The 19192-nt window shown below is 57.8% G+C and carries 18 protein-coding genes; 8 read left to right on the forward strand and 10 right to left on the reverse strand.

From position 1 onward, the window contains the following. Positions 1-90: 90 nt before the first annotated feature. From leuE to fraE, 3 genes are all read right to left on the reverse strand, one after another. Entirely contained in the window at positions 91-729 is a 639-nt protein-coding gene (leuE, locus tag R0140_RS17150; protein ID WP_004203730.1) for a leucine efflux protein LeuE, read from the reverse strand. A gap of 89 nt (positions 730-818) precedes the next feature. Then, a complete protein-coding gene (gene lpxP / locus R0140_RS17155; protein ID WP_008807690.1) occupies positions 819-1733 on the reverse strand; it encodes a kdo(2)-lipid IV(A) palmitoleoyltransferase in 915 nt (304 codons plus the stop codon). Positions 1734-2390: 657 nt separating this feature from the next. Then, positions 2391-3434 carry a fructose-asparagine asparaginase gene (gene fraE / locus R0140_RS17160; RefSeq protein WP_012542131.1) on the reverse strand — a complete coding sequence of 348 codons (1044 nt, stop codon included), beginning with the start codon at positions 3432-3434 and terminating at the stop codon, positions 2391-2393. A 308-nt stretch (positions 3435-3742) separates the two neighbouring features. On the opposite strand from fraE, the gene R0140_RS17165 reads away from it, so the two are divergent. Beyond that, positions 3743-4951, forward strand: a complete 1209-nt coding sequence (locus R0140_RS17165; protein ID WP_032754049.1) for an HD domain-containing phosphohydrolase — start codon at positions 3743-3745, stop codon at positions 4949-4951. A gap of 73 nt (positions 4952-5024) precedes the next feature. Further along, positions 5025-6809 (forward strand): sensor domain-containing diguanylate cyclase, encoded by a 1785-nt coding sequence (locus R0140_RS17170; RefSeq protein ID WP_012542132.1) that lies wholly within the window; start codon positions 5025-5027, stop codon positions 6807-6809. A 6-nt stretch (positions 6810-6815) separates the two neighbouring features. Here the strand turns inward: R0140_RS17170 and R0140_RS17175 are convergent, their stop codons facing one another. Then, positions 6816-7706 carry a LysR substrate-binding domain-containing protein gene (locus R0140_RS17175; RefSeq protein ID WP_012968530.1) on the reverse strand — a complete coding sequence of 297 codons (891 nt, stop codon included), beginning with the start codon at positions 7704-7706 and terminating at the stop codon, positions 6816-6818. A gap of 120 nt (positions 7707-7826) precedes the next feature. On the opposite strand from R0140_RS17175, the gene R0140_RS17180 reads away from it, so the two are divergent. Then, the gene (locus R0140_RS17180; RefSeq protein ID WP_012542133.1) at positions 7827-9329 is read left to right on the forward strand and encodes a UbiD family decarboxylase; all 1503 of its coding nucleotides are present in this window, start codon (positions 7827-7829) and stop codon (positions 9327-9329) included. Positions 9330-9404: 75 nt separating this feature from the next. Here R0140_RS17180 and R0140_RS17185 read toward each other — a convergent pair whose 3' ends face one another. Together R0140_RS17185 and R0140_RS17190 are read right to left on the reverse strand one after the other, a co-directional pair. Beyond that, positions 9405-9815 (reverse strand): Spy/CpxP family protein refolding chaperone, encoded by a 411-nt coding sequence (locus R0140_RS17185; RefSeq protein ID WP_012542134.1) that lies wholly within the window; start codon positions 9813-9815, stop codon positions 9405-9407. Between the two features lie 129 nt (positions 9816-9944). Further along, entirely contained in the window at positions 9945-10631 is a 687-nt protein-coding gene (locus R0140_RS17190; RefSeq protein WP_016160694.1) for a KPN_01159 family EAL domain c-di-GMP phosphodiesterase, read from the reverse strand. Positions 10632-11098: 467 nt separating this feature from the next. Between R0140_RS17190 and R0140_RS17195 the strand changes: the two genes are divergently transcribed. Beyond that, the gene (locus R0140_RS17195; protein WP_032691162.1) at positions 11099-11287 is read left to right on the forward strand and encodes a hypothetical protein; all 189 of its coding nucleotides are present in this window, start codon (positions 11099-11101) and stop codon (positions 11285-11287) included. Here R0140_RS17195 and R0140_RS17200 read toward each other — a convergent pair. Further along, positions 11266-11898, reverse strand: coding sequence for an ECs1377 family protein (locus R0140_RS17200; RefSeq protein ID WP_016160693.1), 633 nt, complete (start codon positions 11896-11898; stop codon positions 11266-11268). The genes R0140_RS17195 and R0140_RS17200 overlap by 22 nt on opposite strands. Before the next feature lie 572 nt (positions 11899-12470). Here R0140_RS17200 and R0140_RS17205 point away from each other — a divergent pair. After that, complete coding sequence (locus R0140_RS17205) at positions 12471-12668, forward strand: hypothetical protein (RefSeq protein WP_004140506.1); 198 nt, start codon at positions 12471-12473, stop codon at positions 12666-12668. Positions 12669-12726: 58 nt separating this feature from the next. On the opposite strand, the gene R0140_RS17210 is transcribed toward R0140_RS17205, so the two are convergent. Beyond that, the gene (locus R0140_RS17210) at positions 12727-13521 is read right to left on the reverse strand and encodes an AraC family transcriptional regulator (RefSeq protein WP_012542139.1); all 795 of its coding nucleotides are present in this window, start codon (positions 13519-13521) and stop codon (positions 12727-12729) included. A gap of 77 nt (positions 13522-13598) precedes the next feature. Here R0140_RS17210 and R0140_RS17215 point away from each other — a divergent pair, with 77 nt between their 5' ends. Genes R0140_RS17215 through R0140_RS17225 form a run of 3 tightly spaced genes read left to right on the forward strand, consistent with a single transcriptional unit; the run spans position 13599 to position 16772 of the window. Continuing rightward, positions 13599-15650: an FUSC family protein gene (locus tag R0140_RS17215; protein WP_096834604.1), complete on the forward strand. Its 2052-nt coding sequence runs from the start codon at positions 13599-13601 to the stop codon at positions 15648-15650. Next, the gene (locus tag R0140_RS17220; RefSeq protein WP_096834605.1) at positions 15643-15855 is read left to right on the forward strand and encodes a DUF1656 domain-containing protein; all 213 of its coding nucleotides are present in this window, start codon (positions 15643-15645) and stop codon (positions 15853-15855) included. The genes R0140_RS17215 and R0140_RS17220 overlap by 8 nt, the downstream gene beginning before the upstream one ends. After that, positions 15852-16772, forward strand: coding sequence for an efflux RND transporter periplasmic adaptor subunit (locus R0140_RS17225; RefSeq protein WP_022066226.1), 921 nt, complete (start codon positions 15852-15854; stop codon positions 16770-16772). Before R0140_RS17220 ends, R0140_RS17225 begins: the two co-directional genes overlap by 4 nt. Here R0140_RS17225 and cydB read toward each other — a convergent pair. Both cydB and R0140_RS17235 read right to left on the reverse strand, forming a co-directional pair. Next, positions 16766-17776 carry a cytochrome d ubiquinol oxidase subunit II gene (cydB, locus tag R0140_RS17230; protein WP_008807703.1) on the reverse strand — a complete coding sequence of 337 codons (1011 nt, stop codon included), beginning with the start codon at positions 17774-17776 and terminating at the stop codon, positions 16766-16768. The two genes, R0140_RS17225 and cydB, sit on opposite strands and share 7 nt — an antisense overlap. Continuing rightward, the gene (locus R0140_RS17235; protein ID WP_012542145.1) at positions 17773-19179 is read right to left on the reverse strand and encodes a cytochrome ubiquinol oxidase subunit I; all 1407 of its coding nucleotides are present in this window, start codon (positions 19177-19179) and stop codon (positions 17773-17775) included. Before R0140_RS17235 ends, cydB begins: the two co-directional genes overlap by 4 nt. Positions 19180-19192 lie beyond the last annotated feature (13 nt).

The raw sequence follows: 19192 nt of genomic DNA on the forward strand, positions 1-19192 counted from the left end.
TAACACCAATGCAATAAAAAATGAAGGGTTTTTGTTACAGGGCAGAATAAGAGACGGCGGGCCGGTCAGCGGGTAACCGGCCCGAGGGGATCAGGACTGCAGGGTAGCCAGGCGCGCGGCGAACCCAACGAAAACCAGACCAATCAGGCTGTTGCCAAGTTTGGCCAGCTTCTTGCGGGTTTTAACGTAGCGGGTGACAAACGAGCCGGAGAGGATCAAAAAGCTCATATAGCAGAAGCTAATCACCTCGAGGGTCAGCGCCAGAATAAAGAACGCCACGCCGGGCGCTTTGGCGTTGACATCGATAAACTGCACGAAAAACGACACATAGAACAGAATCGCTTTCGGATTGGTCAGACTCAGGGTCAGAGAGCGCTTGAGGATCGCGCTCGCCGGCTCCGCGCTGGCGTCGGCCTGGCCATCGCGCTGGGTCAGCACCGCGTAGAGCATTTTACCCCCCAGCCACAGCAGGTAGATCGCCCCGAGGTAGCGGACGACGTTAAACAGCACCGGCGTGGTCTTAATCAGCGTCGCCACGCCGGCAAAGGCCAGAAACATCAGCACCGCGTCGCCAATAAAGACGCCCGCCGCTGCCAGATAGCCTTTCTTCACGCCGTGGGCAATGCCCGTCTTCAGCACAAAAAACGTATTAGGGCCAGGAACGAGGATGATAAACACCGCCCCGACCAGGTAGGTCAAATAATTCAGAACACCAAACTCAGCGAACACTCTGCACTCCTTCGCGCACGACTAAAACATGATCCGGCTCACGTTACCCCAACTGTCGGGATTTTGAAAGCGCAGCCTGTGCGGGAAGGTTAATAGACGGAAGGTTCACCCAGCGGGCGGGTTTTAAAACGACGGTGCACCCACAGATACTGCTCGGGGGCACGCAAAATCTCGCGCTCGATCACCTTGTTGATATAGCCGGCAGCGATCTGCTTATCTTCACCCGGATAATCATTCATTACTTCGCTAATATGCAGGCTGTAGCCCTGGCGATCCAGCTTGCGCACCATACTGATACTCAGCATTTTCGCACCCGATAAACGGGACAGGACATAGGTGCCGTTGGTGGTCGCCGCCTGTGGGACAGAGAAAAACGGCGCAAACACGCTGCCCTTAGGACCGTAATCCTGGTCGGGAGCAAACCACACCGCTTCGCCTGATTTTAAGGCATGCACCAGACCAGTCAGGTTGTTGCGATCGATCATCGCTTTGTTCGAACGCAGGCGACCACGGGTTTGCACCCACTCCATCAGCGGGCTGTTGTGCGGACGATAAGTGGCCATCATTGGACGGCACAGCCCCATCGCGCGCCCGCCCAGCTCCAGCGACATAAAGTGCACACCGACCACCATCACCCCTTTGCCGCCGCTAAGCGCATGATTAAGGTTGGCAAATCCTTCGACATCAAACCATTTTTTGACCCGCTCGTCGCTCCAGAACCAGGCCATGCCGGTTTCGATAAGCCCCATTCCCAGCGACATAAAGTTTTGATCGATCAGGGTCTCGCGCGCCGCCGGCGACATGTCCGGGAAGCAGAGCTCAATATTGCGCCGGGCGATATGTTCGCGGCGTTTGAGAAAGCGTCGGGAGAGGCGACCCGCGCTGGTGCCAATAAAATGCAGCAGCGGATAAGGCAGTTGCACGATTAACCAGAGGATGCCGAGCCCAAACCAGGTCAGCCAGTTGCGCGGGTGTAAAAGTTGTTTATTAAATACGCAGGCCATGATTTTTCCTGTAAACATTAATTATGTGGTAACGCTTAAGGAAAACAGAATCCATTTATCATCATTAGGCGGTACGTACAGCAAGTTCGACAATACTAATCCGCTGAAATTCCCTCCGGCAAGTAAAAAACAGCTTGCTGACAAAAAAACATAATTGCGGCACAAATGTTACCAAATGTAAACTTAAATCTTATCCTCTTCTTAATATATTCATCGTGCATATCATTTTCACGCTAATCATCAGCGTTACTAACAGGCATAACCGAAACCCGCCGCGAGGACGCCTTGTCTGCCGGGGACTGAGCCCGCTCAGCCACGCGCCCCACAGCATGCCCGCGTCCACAAGATCGTCGTCTGTACCGCGAAAGAATTAAAGCACTCCAGCTTCAGAGTGAAACATTTTTTATCCGTCGGCATAAGGAATATTAAAATCGCCTTAAGGGAATAATTAAGAATAGACTTATTTAAAGATGCTTTAAAAATAAGCGTCTTGCCAGTTGTTTGCACTTTAATACCGCCCTCACCCGCCGTAAAAAAAATATTTCTTTACGCCTTATACGCATAAAGCGCGGCGTTTAGCGCGGACAGTGACCCGACATCGGGTCACTGTGGGGCAAACCGCAGCGAAGGCGTGAGCGACGCCCTGGCCGCAGAGGATCAGTAGGTGTGGAAATATTGCTGGATCAGCTGTGGATCTTTCGTTTGCGTCAGCGCAGTCATCAACAGAATACGCGCTTTCGCTGGGTTGAGGGAGTCGGACACCAGCCCAGGCTGGCTGTCATCCGGCGGCACGACGCCGCTGCCGGTACGGGAGGCGCGAACCACCACGATGCCCGCCTGCTGCGCTTTTTTGATGCCCGCAGCGCTACGTACCGACACCGACCCCGCCCCGGTTCCGGCGTAGATAATACCGTCGGCATGATGGGCGATCGCCGCGTCGTACATATACTCCGGGTCGTCCTGATAACCATAAATGATCACCACCTTCGGCAGGGTCTTCAGCTGGCGGACATCGAACACCGAGCGCAGGGTGTGAATTTTATCCACGCGCGTCTCGAACTGGGGTTTTCCGCCCACCACGACGCCAAGGTAGCCCTCCTCCGGCGCCCGGAAGGTATCCAGCGAAGTGGCATTGGTTTTGGTGACGAAGCGCGCCGCGCCGATGCGGTCGTTCAGCACCACCATCACCCCGCGACCCCGGGCATCAGGATCGGCGGCGACTGTGACCGCTTCCAGCAGGTTCATCGGCCCGTCGGCGCTGATCGCCGTCGCCGGACGCATCGCCGCGGTAAAGACCACCGGCTTGTTGCTTTTGACCGTCAGATTGAGGAAATAAGGGGTTTCATCGAGGGTGTCCGTGCCGTGGGTGATCACCACGCCATCGACATCATCCCGGGCCAATAACGCATTCACCCGCTTCGAGAGTTCCAGGATAATGTCGCTGGTCATATTCTCACTGCCGATATTCGCCACCTGCTCGCCTTCGACGTGGGCGATTTTACTCATTTCCGGCACGGCGTTAATCAGCGTCTGCACCCCAATCGCCCCGGCTTTATAACCCGTTGTCTGGGTATTGCTGGCCGCCGAACCGGCAATTGTCCCGCCGGTGGCTAAAATAACGATATGCGGTAGACGCGTCTCGCTAAATGCCAGACTGCTCATCGTCAGTAACGCAATGGTAAGTAATGCTCTAAAATTCATACAGGTCACTCCCTTCATAGACATTAATCAAACTAACGCTTGCTTAATGCAAAGGGCTTGCCAGAATTTATTTATTTTTTGGGGGGGAAATGGTTAACTATCAGACAATAATAAGGTTCTCGCATCAACATCGCCCAAATCTGGTGCACGGCAGGCTCTGAATCGGGCAGCGCTATGAACCTGATACATTCTGGGTATTAACCTGTTCAGCAGCCAACTACACAACACGCATTGCGATCAGATTATCGACACTTCCGTCACCCGCGAGGTCATTTTTGCCCGCCAGGTAACGCGTACGGAGAACAGAAATGCGTATTGCCCTGAAATCAGCGCTAATGCTGACGACCAGAGTCATTCAGATCATTAACCCTGAACTGCACCAGCATATGCAACGAACGGCTTTAATCGCCCTGACGCTGGCGCAAAGGCTGGGGCTGCCTGCCGAGCGGCAGCAGACCATTTTTTGCGCCGCGCTGCTGCACGATATCGGCGTGCTGGGAGATAAACGCACCATTCATTCGCTGGATGCCATCGATAACATCCACGATCCGCATCAGCGCCAGGGGGCGGCGATGCTGGAAGGGTTAGTGACCTTTCTGCCCATTGTCCCCTTCATTCGCGATCACCATTTTAGCCCGGACCACCGGGGTAGCCGCGAACAGCATATTGTCTATTTCGCCGATGCCTTTGAACGGCTGCTGCCTGCCGGGAGTCACGTGGCCGGCTGGCCCACACGGGCGGTGGTGGAACAGTTCGTCTCCCTGCACCGGGAGATCGATCCGCCGCTGTGCGATATGCTGTGCGAGGTCGCTGAAAATGCGAACTTCTGGCAGCACCTTCATCCCGGCCATATTCAACGGCTGCTGGAAATTATTGGTCCCATCAACACGCTGTATCTGGATATTCATGGTCTGAAAGATATCTGCCTGCTGATTGCCAAAATTGTCGACACCTACAGCAGCTTTACCGCCACCCATAGCATCATGGTGGGGGAAATCGCCCGCCAGCTTGCCCGCTGGATGCAACTGCCGGAGCCCATCTGCCAGCAAATTCAGATTGCCGGCTATCTGCACGATATCGGCAAGATCTCTATCCCGCTTTCCATCCTCGAAAAAGAGGGCGAACTGAATGAGGACGAACTGAACCAGGTGCGCGAGCACAGCTATATGACCGGCGAGATCCTCAGCGACTACAGCGAGCTCGGCGACATCATTAACTGGGCGTCGAATCACCATGAAAAACTGGACGGCAGCGGCTACCCTCTGCATCTCGAAAAAGATCATCTGACCCTCGCCGACCGTATTATCTCTATCGCCGATATTTTCACCGCGCTGACCGAAGATCGCCCTTATCGTAAAGGAATGGCCTGGCAGGAGGCCTTACAGATTATGGAAGCGGATGTTATAAATGGCGCTCTGGATAGCGATGTCTTTCTCGTTTTGCGCCACCATGCGGAAACGCTGCACGCCATCATTCTTCAGACCCTCGAACACCCCCGCAGCGAGCACCGCCCCTGAGGCAGGCCGCCGTCATGGCGGGGGGCGAGTTCTATAATTAAAACAGCTTCATCTGCATGCAAGGAAATACAGGGTGAGAATCGCCACCATCACCAACTGGGCTTACGGGATCACCGTCGGCCTGACGCTGGCATCCGGCAGCGCCATGCTTATGGCCTCCAGCGCCGACCGCGTCGAACGCCAGGCGGTACAACAGCGCCAGGTCTTTGATACCCTCTCCGACGAGGTGGAAAACGACGCCTGGGCGCTGTCTGACCTCGCCCGGCTGTACGTGGTTAAGCCTTCGCCGGAGACGCTTACGCAGTATCAGCAACTGCAGCAGACCGACAAAAGCATTGAGCAGCGGCTGGCCGGACTGAAAGATAACGGCGCCAGCCGCGAGGAGCTGGCGCTACTCCAGGATGGTCTGCGGATCGCCGATGAGCTTCAGGATGAACAGCAGGCGGCCCTGACGCATGTCGCCCGCGGCGATGCGCCAGCGGCCATCGCGGTGCTGTACGGCAAAGCGTATGAGACCGAACTGGAGCGCATGCAGACGCAGATCGATCGCTTCCGTCAGATGCTTGAGCATCGCGCCGCCATCGCTATCGACCAGGCCACCGAGCGCTCGCGGATCTGGCGTACGCTGTCGGAAATCATGGTCGGCCTGACCGCCCTGATGTTTTTGTTTGTCCTCGGCTTCATTCTCAAACGCCGGGTGCTGTACCCGGTGGTCCGTCTGAGCGACGTGGTGCAGCGTCTCGCCTCCCAGGACTATGCGGTGGAGACGCCGCACTTCACCCAGGTGGATGAGATTGGCGATATGGCCCAGGCGATCCGCATTTTTCGCGAGAACGGCCTGGCCCGCCAGCAGCTGGAGCAGCAGCGCGACGCCGACTGGGCGATCCGTGAACTGCTGGCGCGTATGACCCAGCGTCTGCAGGGCTGTGAAACCATAGAGGATGTGATTAAGGTGGCGGAGCTGTTCGCGCCGAACATCGCCCCGACGATCCCCGGTAAACTGTATATTCTGGATACCGATCCATGGCAGATGCGCTGCGTGGCGCAGTGGCTGTCGCCCGCCGGGGAGACGACGTCCTTTGCTCCCGACGACTGCTGGGCGATACGGCGGGGACTCAGCCATCCGCCGGTGCAGGGTGAGCCCGATATCACCTGCTATCATCTGCCGGAGGCGCACGCCGGCCAGTCGCTCTGCGTACCGCTCATCGCCCAGGGCGAAGCGATCGGTCTGCTGAGCTTTCAGAACGTCACCGCCAGTGACGCCCCTTCCCGGGCTTACCTGGAGCTGATGGCCGAAGCGCTGGGGCTGGCGCTCGCCAATCAGCGTTTACGCAGCGCCCTGCTGGAAAAAGCGTTGTTCGATTCGCTGACCGGCCTGCGTAACCGCCATCATCTTGATGAAGCGCTGCACTCGCAGATGGCGCTGGCGGTCCATACCCACACCCCGCTGAGCTGCCTGATGATCGACATCGATCACTTCAAAGCCATCAATGACCGCTACGGCCATGAAGCCGGGGATCTGGTGATTAAGAGCGTCGCGACCATTGTGCAGCGCGCGGTGCGCGATATCGGCATGGCTTTCCGCTACGGCGGCGAGGAGTTTTTAGTGCTGCTCCCCGGCATTGACGAAGCCGGGGCGCACCAGTGCGCCAGCGAGATCTACACCCAGGTGCACAATATGACGCTGCGCGATGGCCTGACCGAGATAGGCCAGGTGGATGTGTCGATTGGCATCGCCAGCTACCCGCAGCACACCCAAAGCGACAGCCTGCTGCGCGCAGCGGACGCCGCGCTGTACCGGGCGAAAGAGCTGGGCCGTTCAAGGATTGTCAGCTTTGGCCGCCTGAAGACCCGCTAAGCGGGATTATTGCTCAGCGGCATTAAGCAGCGAGATAACTTTCCGCACCACCGCCGAACGGAAATGGCGGTGGTAAACCATGCTCAGCTCACTCTCCGCCAGCCGATCCTGGAGATCGATATACACCACGTTATCAAGGCGTAAGGCCCGCGCCGAGACCGGCACCAGCGCCACCCCCACCCCGGCGGAGACCAGGCTAATCATCGAGGTGACATCGTTAATTCGCTGCACCACCTGCGGCGTAAAACCCGCGACGCGACAGGCGTCAATAAATACCTGCTCCAGTCCGGTGCCCTGCGGATCGTCAAGCGAGATCCAGTTGTCAGTGCGCAATGAGGCCAGATTGAGCGCCCCCACGCCTGCCAGCGGATGCTGTTGATAAAGCGCCAGGCAAAGTTTTTCCCGCACAAATGGCCTGACCACCAGCGCGTCCGGCGGTGACGCCAGCGGCGCGCGGATGATGGCGATATCCAGACGCAGATCCAGCAGCGCTTCGTAGAGCATTTGCACATCCCCCTGCACCAGCGACAGCTCAATCCCCGGCCAGTCAGCGCGCAACTCGCGCAGGAGCCCCGGCAGTTTGCTGTCATACATCGCACTGGAGACATAGCCCAGATGCAATCGCCCCTGCTCGCCTCGCGCGGTGCGCTGGGCGTCCAGGACCGCCTGATCGGCCATCTCCAGCGCCAGCCGCGTCTTCTGCAAGAAGGCCTCGCCCGCGGCGGTGAGGGTCAGGCGCCGGTTAGCGCGGGAGAAGAGCACCACGCCCAGGCGCTGCTCGAGTTGTTTAATCTGCTGGCTGAGGGCGGGCTGGGCGATATGTAACCGCTCCGCCGCCCGATGCATATGTAATTCTTCAGCAACGACCACAAAATGGCGTAACGCTCGAAAAGACATGGCCGAACTCCGCAGAGTAAATTGATAATAAAAATCTTATCAATAACGCATGAATGATGCAATTGATAACCATTAGCCTGCGAAGCATACTATCCTCATCGACACGCTAAGGAGAACATCATGACCGCACCGATTCAGGATCTGCGCGACGCTATCGCGCTGCTACAACAGCATGACAATCAGTACCTCGAAACCGATCATCCGGTTGACCCTAACGCTGAGCTGGCCGGCGTCTATCGCCACATCGGCGCGGGCGGCACCGTGAAGCGCCCCACCCGCATCGGCCCGGCGATGATGTTTAACAATATTAAGGGCTATCCGCACTCGCGCATTCTGGTGGGCATGCACGCCAGCCGCCAGCGGGCCGCACTGCTGCTGGGCTGCGAAGCCTCACAGCTGGCGCTGGAGGTAGGCAAAGCAGTGAAAAAACCGGTCGCGCCGGTGGTCGTTCCGGCCAGCAGCGCCCCCTGTCAGGAACAGGTCTTTCTGGCCGACGATCCGGATTTTGATTTGCGCACCCTGCTCCCGGCGCCCACCAACACCCCGATCGACGCCGGTCCCTTCTTCTGCCTGGGCCTGGCGCTGGCCAGCGATCCCGACGACGCCTCGCTCACCGACGTCACCATCCACCGCTTGTGCGTCCAGGGCCGGGATGAGCTGTCGATGTTTCTCGCCGCTGGCCGCCATATCGAAGTGTTTCGTCAGAAAGCCGAGGCCGCTGGCAAACCGCTGCCGATAACCATCAATATGGGTCTCGATCCGGCTATCTATATCGGCGCCTGCTTTGAAGCGCCAACCACCCCGTTTGGCTATAACGAACTGGGCGTCGCCGGCGCGCTGCGTCAGCGTCCGGTAGAGCTGGTACAGGGCGTCAGCGTCCCGGAGAAAGCCATCGCTCGCGCCGAGATCGTTATCGAAGGGGAACTGCTGCCGGGCGTACGCGTCAGAGAAGATCAGCACACCAACAGCGGCCACGCGATGCCGGAGTTTCCTGGCTACTGCGGCGGCGCCAATCCATCGCTGCCGGTGATAAAAGTCAAAGCGGTGACCATGCGAAACAATGCGATTCTGCAGACGCTGGTAGGGCCGGGCGAAGAGCATACCACCCTCGCCGGGCTGCCAACGGAAGCCAGTATCTGGAATGCCGTTGAAGCCGCTATCCCGGGCTTTTTACAAAATGTCTACGCCCACACCGCGGGCGGCGGTAAATTCCTCGGGATCCTGCAGGTGAAAAAACGCCAGCCCGCCGACGAAGGGCGTCAGGGGCAGGCCGCGTTGCTGGCGCTGGCGACCTATTCCGAGCTGAAAAATATCATTCTGGTCGATGAAGATGTGGATATCTTTGACAGCGACGATATCCTGTGGGCGATGACCACCCGTATGCAGGGGGATGTCAGCATCACGACAATCCCCGGCATCCGTGGTCACCAGCTGGATCCTTCCCAGACCCCGGCATACAGCCCGTCGATCCGCGGAGAGGGTATCAGTTGCAAGACAATCTTCGATTGCACGGTGCCGTGGGCGCTGAAATCACACTTCGAGCGCGCACCGTTTGCCGATGTCGATCCGCGTCCGTTTGCGCCAGAGTATTTTGCCCGGCTGGAAAAAAACCACGGTCAGTAAAATCAGGTGGTATCCGCCGGAGCACGGCGGCATCTTCCGGGCCAGCATCACCTGCAGCGGGTGGCTGACGCAGGGTTAGTTGATCGCGGCGGAGAGGTCTTTTTTCACCTGCTCACGCTGCTCGGGGGTCAACACCTGGCTCACGTCGAAGTAGTATTTCACACGATAATACCGCACCTGCTGGTCCAGCTGGCCAAAGGCGGCCAGCTGCTGTTTGACCTTAGCGTCATCCCATTTCCCGGAGTGAATAACGTCTGCCAGGGCACCATCCTGATAGCCGCTGATTTTAATCTGGCTTACATTGTTTTCGAATCCCTGACGCAGCGCCTGGATTTTGGCGACCTGCTCTTCACTCAGCTTCAGGTGCTGGACGACCGGATCCTGCGAGACAGACGGTATATCGGCGGAGGTCGACGCCTGGCTGGCTGCCGTAAAGCAGGTGGTCAGCGCAATGGCGAGCAGGGTGTTACGCAAGCGAGTATTCACAGTGAATGATCCTTCAAAAAAGAAAATGAGAGGCGATTATCACTGCGCTAATAAAGACTATCTGTAACAAAGGGTTAATTTAAAACTGGATAAAAAAAGGATGGTAAGAAACAGAAATCAGATCCCGGGTCAGCAGCACAGAAAGATATATTCATCCTTCCAGTAACGGCCCTGTCCAATGATATCCCCGGCGGCGCTGATTAACTGTTTTTGCTTTTCGGTTTCAATCCCCTCAACGATCACATGGCTGGTCAGGGTATGAATAGATTGCAACAGCCCGGGAAAAGCGGGGTCGTTTTCTTTATCCCAGAAGTAATCTTTATCCACTTTGACGCAATCGAAGCGGAAGCGCTCCAGCAGCGGGAAGGACGTCCGTCCGCGGCCAAAATCATCCAGCCAGACCGGGCAAAGCGCCGCCAGCGTGCTCAGCGCCGTCAGCTCACGTCCGGCGATAAACTCGTGAAAGTTCTCATTTATTTCCAGAGCAATGTGTTTACAGGAGCGCAGGAAATCACAGAGATAGCGATCCGTCAGAATAAAGTGGCTTAATAAATCATCAATATTCAGCGATATCGGTTTATTATCGACCCGGGCGAAATCAAATACAGAAAGTAACTCGATTTGCCGAATAAATAGAGCAAGCTTATCGCGTTCGGTAAGCGTGGAGAAAGAAAACGTCGACGCAGAGGTGGTATTTTGTGCGGGTGCTATAATATCTTTAGTAAGCAACTCCCACGAGTGGTAGCTGCCGTCATCGCTAATAGCGGGCTCCAGAACGAAGCGATAAGAGGTATTTTTCACGTTTTCTTCAACCATTTAAAAAATACCAAAAATAAGAAAGGGTTAAAGCATGTCATATATTTTCCGCCAACAAAAATAGTTTAAAGTGATCGATAATAATCATTCGATAGTTAAAAGCTATCAAGATATAATTTATTGATCGGTAAATTGAATTAATATAAATTAGCCACTGCTGTAACTCCCTCTGAAAAGTCAATTAAAATATTGTTTCAAACCAGACAGTTACCAGAGTATTCTGCGTAAAGCCTGGTCGTCTCACGCTTTGTGCTGCCAGGTAAAAAAAGAGAGGGGTAATAAAAATGAAAAATACAAGCCGCCAGTTTTAGTCATATCATTATGCCGAATATGAATAACGCTGCGTCCTGAGGCGCCGCTTCGCCTGGCATGCCATGAGTCCTCAATAAAAAAGTGTGACTCAGTCGACAAAACGTCATACTTTCCCGCTATCCTGCAGCGAAGAAGAGTGAAGTGGATGACAGGCAGTGAAAAAAATAAACGTGATTCCGCTGGGGCTGATGCTATTCATGCTCATCGCCAGCGCATGGCTGGGCCCTGCGCCGCGGCACACCGGCAGCATGCAGTGCGTTTGGTTTGACGGGGCAATGGTGAGCTGCCTGCCGAAGCAACGACTGGGCGAAGGCTCGCCGCATCATTTACTGGTCAGACGATAAACCGGTACTCGCCGGGTGGTGTTGAACAGATTATCGCAGGCTTCCACCTCTTCCGTGACAATTCCCATGCCGGACCGGCGCAATTGCGCAATGTCCGCCGCCACCCGCTGACTGCCGAACCAGAACAGCGCATCAAGCGCGGTAACCGGCAAGCCGGCAAGTAACGCATGGCGAAGCCGCTCCCGGGCCGGCTTTATCTCGCGGGCAATCTGCTGGTACGGGGCTGCCGTCGGTCCCTGCGGATCGACGCGACGGATACGGTTTGACAGGTGGTAATGGAAGGACTCCGGAATCGGCTGTAAATCCTGCTTCAGACTGTAGACACAACCGTAACGTTTGCCGTTGAAAACGGCGGCTTTACGATTGAGCTGCAGCTGATCGCGCACGTCGGCGATCAGCTGCGGCGCGCGCACCAGCAGCAGGCGAAAAGGCAATTCGAAGCTGGTGACATAGTCGACATTCAATAGCGCAATGCGCAGACGCTCCTCAGCCCCGGCCTGCTGCTGACGACACTCCAGATAGACCTCACGCCACTGCGCTCTGAGCCGTGGCGACTCACCGGCTTCGGTAAACTGGTATTTTTCAATATCGTAATCAATTCTCCCGGCCACCGCGCATTCCTTTCTGAATCAGTCCGGCGTCATAATAACATCCTCTGGCGCAGTACCCTATGCCGAGCGCCCTCGCGCATCCCCTTCCCGGTTATTTACGATACAGATAACGGGTGATGACCACATCAAGGAGATACAGCAGGAAAATAACGCTGCTTAACCACAATAAACCTGCGAATAAATCAAGTAATTGCATCGTTGCTCCCTCACTGTTAGCCATCGCCGAATGACGCCCCTCACCATAAAGTAGTTAAGTTCTGCCTTAACAGCCACCGAATAAATTTATTTAGTCAAAAGAAAGCCCGGCGCTATTGTACGTTCATTTTACTGTCATCAATTTGTCATCATAAAATGTCTATCATCAACCCGCGCCGCAGGGTTGCCCCGCGCCTCATAGCATCCTGGGGAAACGCGCGGCCACAGGTTTAACAACATGGAATAATATCGCCCCACCGTATCATTAATGACATTGCATCATCTTATATCAGGCGCCACTGTCATCCTGCTGAATAATCCGGAAAACGCTTTAAACAATAAACGCCCTGCTGATTGGTTTACCATGGAGAAATAAGATGCCCAGCGAAAAAGCCCGCAGCCTTGACCATTTCTATGAATTACTGGCGACAGGACAACACCCGAAAATTGAACTCGATTTTGATGTCGCCGCGGACGATTTTTTTAAAATCGCCACCGAGTTTGGCGATATTGGCGCGAGGATCACCCGGGTTAACGAACGATTTATTATTAAGATCAAGCCGCCGAAAGCGTAAGCACCCCCTGCCGCCTTGTTGGGTGCCACGCCAGCCGTCGCGGCCCGACAAGGTTTTCTTAACGAGCCGCGGTCTGACGCTCGGCAAAATAGTGCGCCGGTGTCGTCCCCATCGTTTTTTTGAACATGGTAATAAAGGCATTTACCGATTCATACCCCAGCTTAGCCGCCACGTTTTGTACCGAAACGCCGCTGGCCAGCTCCTGCAGGGCAATAATCAAATGCAGCTGCTGGCGCCAGCGCCCGAAGGTCAGGCCGGTCTCCCGCAGCATCACCCGGGCCAGCGAGCGCTCACTCAGCGCCAGACGCTTCGCCCACACCGACAGGGTGCTGCGATCGTCAGGATGGCTGACCAGCCGGTCGGCCATCGCCCGAATTTTGGGATGTGCTGAGACGGGCAGATTCAGGCGCTGCGCCGGCATGGTCGCCAGTTCGTCAAGGGTCACTCGGGTGAGTCTCCCGGCATGGCTATCCGCCACATAATCCGCCCCCTCACGAGTGAGTCGCTCCACCAGCTCGTGGATCAGGGGAGAGAGCGCCAGGGTGCAGCAGCTGCCAGGCAGCGCGGCAGCGCCGGGTTCAATAAACAGATAATTGAGGCGCGCGTTCCAGGTGGCGGACACACTGTGCGGAATACCGCCCGGGATCCATACCGCGCAGCGAGGCGGCACAATCCACAGGTTATTTTCCGCCCGACAACTCACTGCACCATACAGCACAATAATCAACTGCCCTTTGCGATGGGTATGCACCGGCACTTCCGCTTCATACTCGACAAAATCAAGATGACAGGCGACGGCCGGGCAGGACGCGGCGTCCGGATCGTACAGCGTATTGGCAAAAGGTGATGGCATACGATTGGCCAGATTCAGGTATTTTTTGACAGAATAGAGTATTTCGCCGCAAGCGCAAGCCAGCCATAATCCGCGGCATGAACATTAACCGCTTTCGCCAGGCCGCCTGGCTGCGTGCCGCAGGCGCCGTCGCGCGCCGTTTCATGCCGCAATCGACGTCAACCGTCCTGCGCAGTGATGCCCAGGCAATACTCTTTTCCGCAAAGAGTTTCGCCGCGGCGATGCTGGCGTACTATCTTGCGCTATCCATCGGTCTGCAAAGGCCTTCGTGGGCCATCATCACTGTCTATATCGTGTCGCAGACCTCGGTGGGCGCATCGCTAAGCCGCAGCGTCTATCGCCTGATCGGGACCCTCGTCGGCGCGGCGGCCACCGTCTTCATCGTGCCCACCTTCATTAACCAGCCGATCCTGTGTAGCGCCATGCTGGCGCTATGGATCGCGGGATGCCTGTGTCTGTCGCTGCTTGAGCGCACGCCGCGCGGATACGCTTTTTTGCTGGCGGGCTACACCGCAAGCCTGATTGGTTTCCCCGCCGTCTCCGCGCCCGGGACCATCTTTGACCTCGCGGTCATTCGGGTGGAAGAGATCGCCATCGGTATCTTGTGCGCCGGATTGATTCACCGCTTCGTGCTGCCGGTGCGCATCGCCGGGCGGTTTAACAGCACGCTGGCACAGACGCTGGCAACCGCCCGGCAGCGGATCGCCGATACGCTGGACGGTAAGCCGGTGGCGGCGGAAACCCTGCGGCTGGCGCTGAGCCTGCAGTTTTTGCAGGGCATCAACCACCATCTTCCCTGGGATGACGGTCTCTCTGTTCCCCACCGCGAGGTCAGAAAAGCGATCCACGACCGGCTGGCACGACTGTTGATCGTCAATGGCGAATTGTATGACCGTTTACAGAGGTGCGGGCAGCCACCTGACGACCTGCAGACGCTGCTAACGGAGGCAGAGGTCTGGCTGAGAGGTCCGGAAGCCCACAGAACGGCGCTCTCCGCCGACGGGCTACTCTCCCGCTGCGAGCAGCTCATCAACCGGTACGCCCCTGCGCAGACGCTGAACGAGGCGCTGCGCGTTAGCCTGGTGCGCCACCTGGCGGAAGCCATCCGTCTCCTGCAGCAGAGCGAACGGCTGGCGAAGGCGATTTATCACCGCCGATCGCCAACCCTGCCCCCTGACGCCCGCTCGGCAAAGGGCTATGTTTTCCATCGCGATCCGCTCAGCGCCCTGCGGACCGCCTTCGGCGCCTTCGTCATCATCCTCAGCGGCTGCCTGATCTGGATAGGCTCCGCCTGGCCCGATGGCGGCACTGCGGTCTCGATCCTCGGCGTCTGCTGTAGCCTGTTCGCCAGCTTCGATGCGCCGGCGGCGCAGCTGGTAAAATACCTGATCGGCTGCGTGTGGGGCGTGCTGTTCAGCCTGCTGTATAGCTTCGCCCTGCTGCCGCAGGTGAGCGAATTTGTCCTGCTGGCGGCGATGCTCGCCCCGGTCTATCTGCTGGCCGGTTCGCTGCAGGCGCGGCCGCCGACCACCTTTATGGCGATGGGCATCACCCTGACGCTGCCGATATTGTGCGAACTGGGCCCCAGTTATCAGGGGGATTTCGCGACGGCGATGAATACGTCTATCGCGCTGTTTGTCGCCATCGGCTATGCCGCGTTTGGTATGCGCCTGCTGCAAACCGTGCAGGCCGATGCCGCTGTCCATCGTCTGCTGACGCTGTGCCGTCGCGATATCCGCCGCGCCGCGCGGGGCCGACTGGCGCAGAATGCCCACCGCTGGACCAATCTTATGATCGACCGGACCGCTTTACTGCTGCCGCGGCTACCGCAGAGCGGGCCTGCCGCAGGTCAGCTACTGGACAAGATGCTGCACGATATTCGTACCGGCCTGGCGGTGATCCACCTGCGCCGTAGCTATCAGCCGGTGGATCGAGAAGCGGCTACCGCTGTGCAGACGCTGCTTGACGCCCTTAAACAGGAGCCGGGCATAGAGGCCCTCGCGCAGCCTGTTGACGCGCTGTTGGCCCACGGTTTACCGGCTGATGCCGCCTCACATGAGCGCGCGGAAGCGCTCATTTCCCTGTATTGCGCCTTACACCGGCCTGAGGAGAGCCAAAACCATGCGTGATCTCGCGGTGGGCGGGGTATTTTTCCCCGGCCTGCTGGTTGTCGGCCTTGTCGCCCTGCTCGCGACGCTGCTGCTGCAACCGCTTATTTTCTCCGTCCGGGGCCTGGGCCGCTTGCCCTGCCGCCCGCTGTGGGGGCTTTCCCTCTATATCGCACTCTTTTTCCTGCTCCTGCAGGAGGTTAACACGCTGGGGTTTGCCGTATGACAGTCTATCTCACTCTTCTGGGCCGCTACGCCCTGACCTTAGGCGCCGTTGCCGCCGCCGCGCTACTGGCTTTCATTCTCTGGAAACAGGAGGCGCAAACGCCCTGGACCCGCGATGGTCGGGTACGGGCCGACGTGGTGCAGATCGCTCCCGATGTCTCGGGACCGGTGGCCAGCGTGGCGGTAAAAGACAACCAGTGGGTCAATCGGGGAGATGTGCTCTATTCCATCGATCCGCGCTGGCTGAAGCTGGCGGTCAGTAGCGCCCAGGCGGAGGTGGAAGCCCGACGCCAGGAGATGGCGATGCGCCAGGATGCCGCCAGACGACGGGCGCAGATCCAGGGCGTCATCTCCAGCGAAGATCTGAAACAGACCAATAGTGCGGCCAGCGTCGCGGCCGCTAACTACCAGGGCGCGCTGGCGGCACTGGCGCTGGCGCAACTGAATTTAGCGCATGCCACCGTGCGGACGCCGGTGGCCGGGTACGTCACCCATCTGCGGCTACGCCCGGGCGACTATGCCACCGCCGGAGTGACGAAAGTGGCCATTATCGATGGCCAGCGTTTCTGGGTGGTGGGGTATTTTGAAGAGACCCGTCTGCGCCACATCCACGTTGGCGATACCGCACATATCACGCTGATGGGGTATGATCCGGTCATTACCGGCCATGTCGAGAGTATCGGACACGGGATCGGCGATACCAATGATGAGACCGGTGCCCTGGGCCTGCCGGAGGTCGAGCCGACCTTCAGCTGGGTGCGGCTGGCGCAGCGTGTGCCGGTACGCATCCATATCGATACCCTGCCCGAGGGGGTGGAACGGGTCGCCGGCTTGTCCGCGACTGTCTCGGTCATTCCCGCGCGGTTGGCGCGACGCGCCGGCAAATCCTCACCTGCCGGCGCGAATCAGGCTCAGTGATAGCCCTCGCTGCCGGAGACTTTGCCGCGAAAGACGTAATAGCTCCAGGCGGTATACATCAGGATCACCGGGATAATGAGCAGCGCCCCCGGCAGCATAAACACCTGGCTGGAGGGCGGCGCGGCGGCATCCCACAGGGAGATATTCGGTGGGATAATGTTCGGCCAGACGCTGATCCCCAACCCGCTGAAGCCGAGGAAAATCAGGCCCAGCGTCAGGATAAATGGGCGGGCGTGGCTGGCGGGGCGCGCGCTCAGGCGCCAGATCCACAGGCTCAGCGCCAACACCAGAATCGGCACCGGCAGGAACCAGAAGAAATTGGGTAGCGTAAACCAGCGCTCCGCCACATAGCGCCAGCCCAACGGCGTCCAGACGCTGACCACCGCGATCACCACCATCAGCGCCAGCAGCACCTTGCGGGTCAGCTCGCGCATCCGCTGCTGCAGCGCGCCTTCGCTTTTCATGATCAGCCACGTGGTGCCGAGCAGCAGATAGGCCACCACCAGCCCCAGACCGCAGAACAGGTTAAAGGGGGTAAGCCAGTCCAGCGTTGAACCGGCGAAGCGGCGGTCAGCCACCGCAAAGCCGTTGATAAACGCGCCGACGACAATCCCCTGGCTGAAGGTCGCCAGCAGCGAGCCGCCGGCGAAGGCATAGTCCCAGAAGGTACGATGCGAGGGAACCGCTTTAAAACGAAACTCAAACGCCACGCCGCGAAAAATCAGGCCGATGAGCATCGCCGTCAGCGGGATGACCAGCGCATCGGTGATCACCGCATAGGCCAGCGGAAAGGCGCCGAACAGCCCAGCCCCGCCGAGTACCAGCCAGGTTTCATTTCCATCCCAGACGGGCGCCACGCTGTTGACCATCACATCGCGCTCTTCGCCATCATGCACCACGCTGAACAGCATCCCAATACCTAAATCGAAACCATCCATCACGATATACATCAGCGTGGCGAAGACGATGATGACAAACCAAATCACCGAGATATCGATGCTCATGATGCGTTCTCCTCATCACGCACCGGCTCTGCCGCCGAGAGCGGACGCGCCGGGGTGCCTGCGGTTTGCGAGGTCAGCTCCGTCACCGGTTGCGGCCCTTTTTTAATCAGCCGGAAAATATAGTAATACCCCACGCCAAATACCGCGCAGTAGACCACGATAAACACCAGCAGGCTGATGGCCATCTGCAGCGTGCTGTGCAACGACACCGCATCCCGGGTGCGCAGCAAGCCGTAGATCACCCACGGCTGGCGGCCCATCTCGGTAGTCACCCACCCGGCGACCAGGGCAATAAGGCCGGCAGGCCCCATGCAGAGCGCAAACCACTGAAAGGGACGCGAGTGATACAGTCGCCGCCGATAGCGCAGCCAGGCGCTGCAGATCCCTAAGGCGATCATCAACACGCCCATCCCAACCATGATGCGAAACGACCAGAAAACGGCGGGCGAATAGGGTCGGTCCTCTTTCGGGAAGTCTTTCAGCGCCGGCACCTGCTTATGCAGACTGTGGGTGAGGATCAGGCTGCCGAGAGCGGGGATCTCGAGGCCATAGCGGGTGCGCTCCTGTTCCATATCCGGCAGGCCAAACAGCAGCAGCGGCGTGGCCTCGCCGGGTCGGTTTTCCCAGTGCCCCTCGATGGCGGCGATCTTCGCTGGCTGATGCTCAAGGGTGTTAAGACCATGCATATCCCCCACCACCGCCTGGATTGGCGCTACCAGCAGCGCCATCCACATCGCCATCGACAGCATTTTGCGGATGGCCGGCGAGTCGTTGCCGCGCAGAAGATGCCACGCGGCAGAGGCCCCGACGAACATGGCGCTGCTGAGAAACGCGGCTATCGCCATATGAAACAAACGATACGGGAACGAGGGGTTAAAGATAATCGCCAGCCAGTCCTGCGGAATGAGATGGCCATTTTCGATGGTAAAACCCTGCGGCGTCTGCATCCAGCTGTTGGAGGCGAGGATCCAGAAAGTGGAGACCAGGGTGCCAAGCGCCACCATGCAGGTAGTAAAAAAATGCAGCGCCGGCGGCACCTTATTCCAGCCAAATAGCATCACCCCGAGGAATCCCGCTTCGAGGAAAAAGGCAGTCAGCACTTCGTACAGCAGCAGCGGGCCGGTTATGCTGCCAGCAAACTGGGAAAATCCGCTCCAGTTGGTGCCGAACTGATAGGACATCACTAATCCGGAGACCACACCCATCCCAAAATTGACGGCGAAAATTTTCAGCCAGAAATTGTAGAGTGAGCGCCAGACGTTATCCCGGGTTCGCAGCCACATCCCCTCAAGCACCACAAGGTAGCTGGCAAGGCCGATGGTGATGGCCGGAAAGAGGATATGGAAGGAAACGGTAAAGGCGAATTGCAATCGGGCCAGATGAAACGCGTCGAATTCAAACATATTCCACACCCAT

Origin of the sequence: Klebsiella sp. w6 (assembly GCF_033100215.1) — a bacterium.
Classification (GTDB): domain Bacteria; phylum Pseudomonadota; class Gammaproteobacteria; order Enterobacterales; family Enterobacteriaceae; genus Klebsiella; species Klebsiella variicola.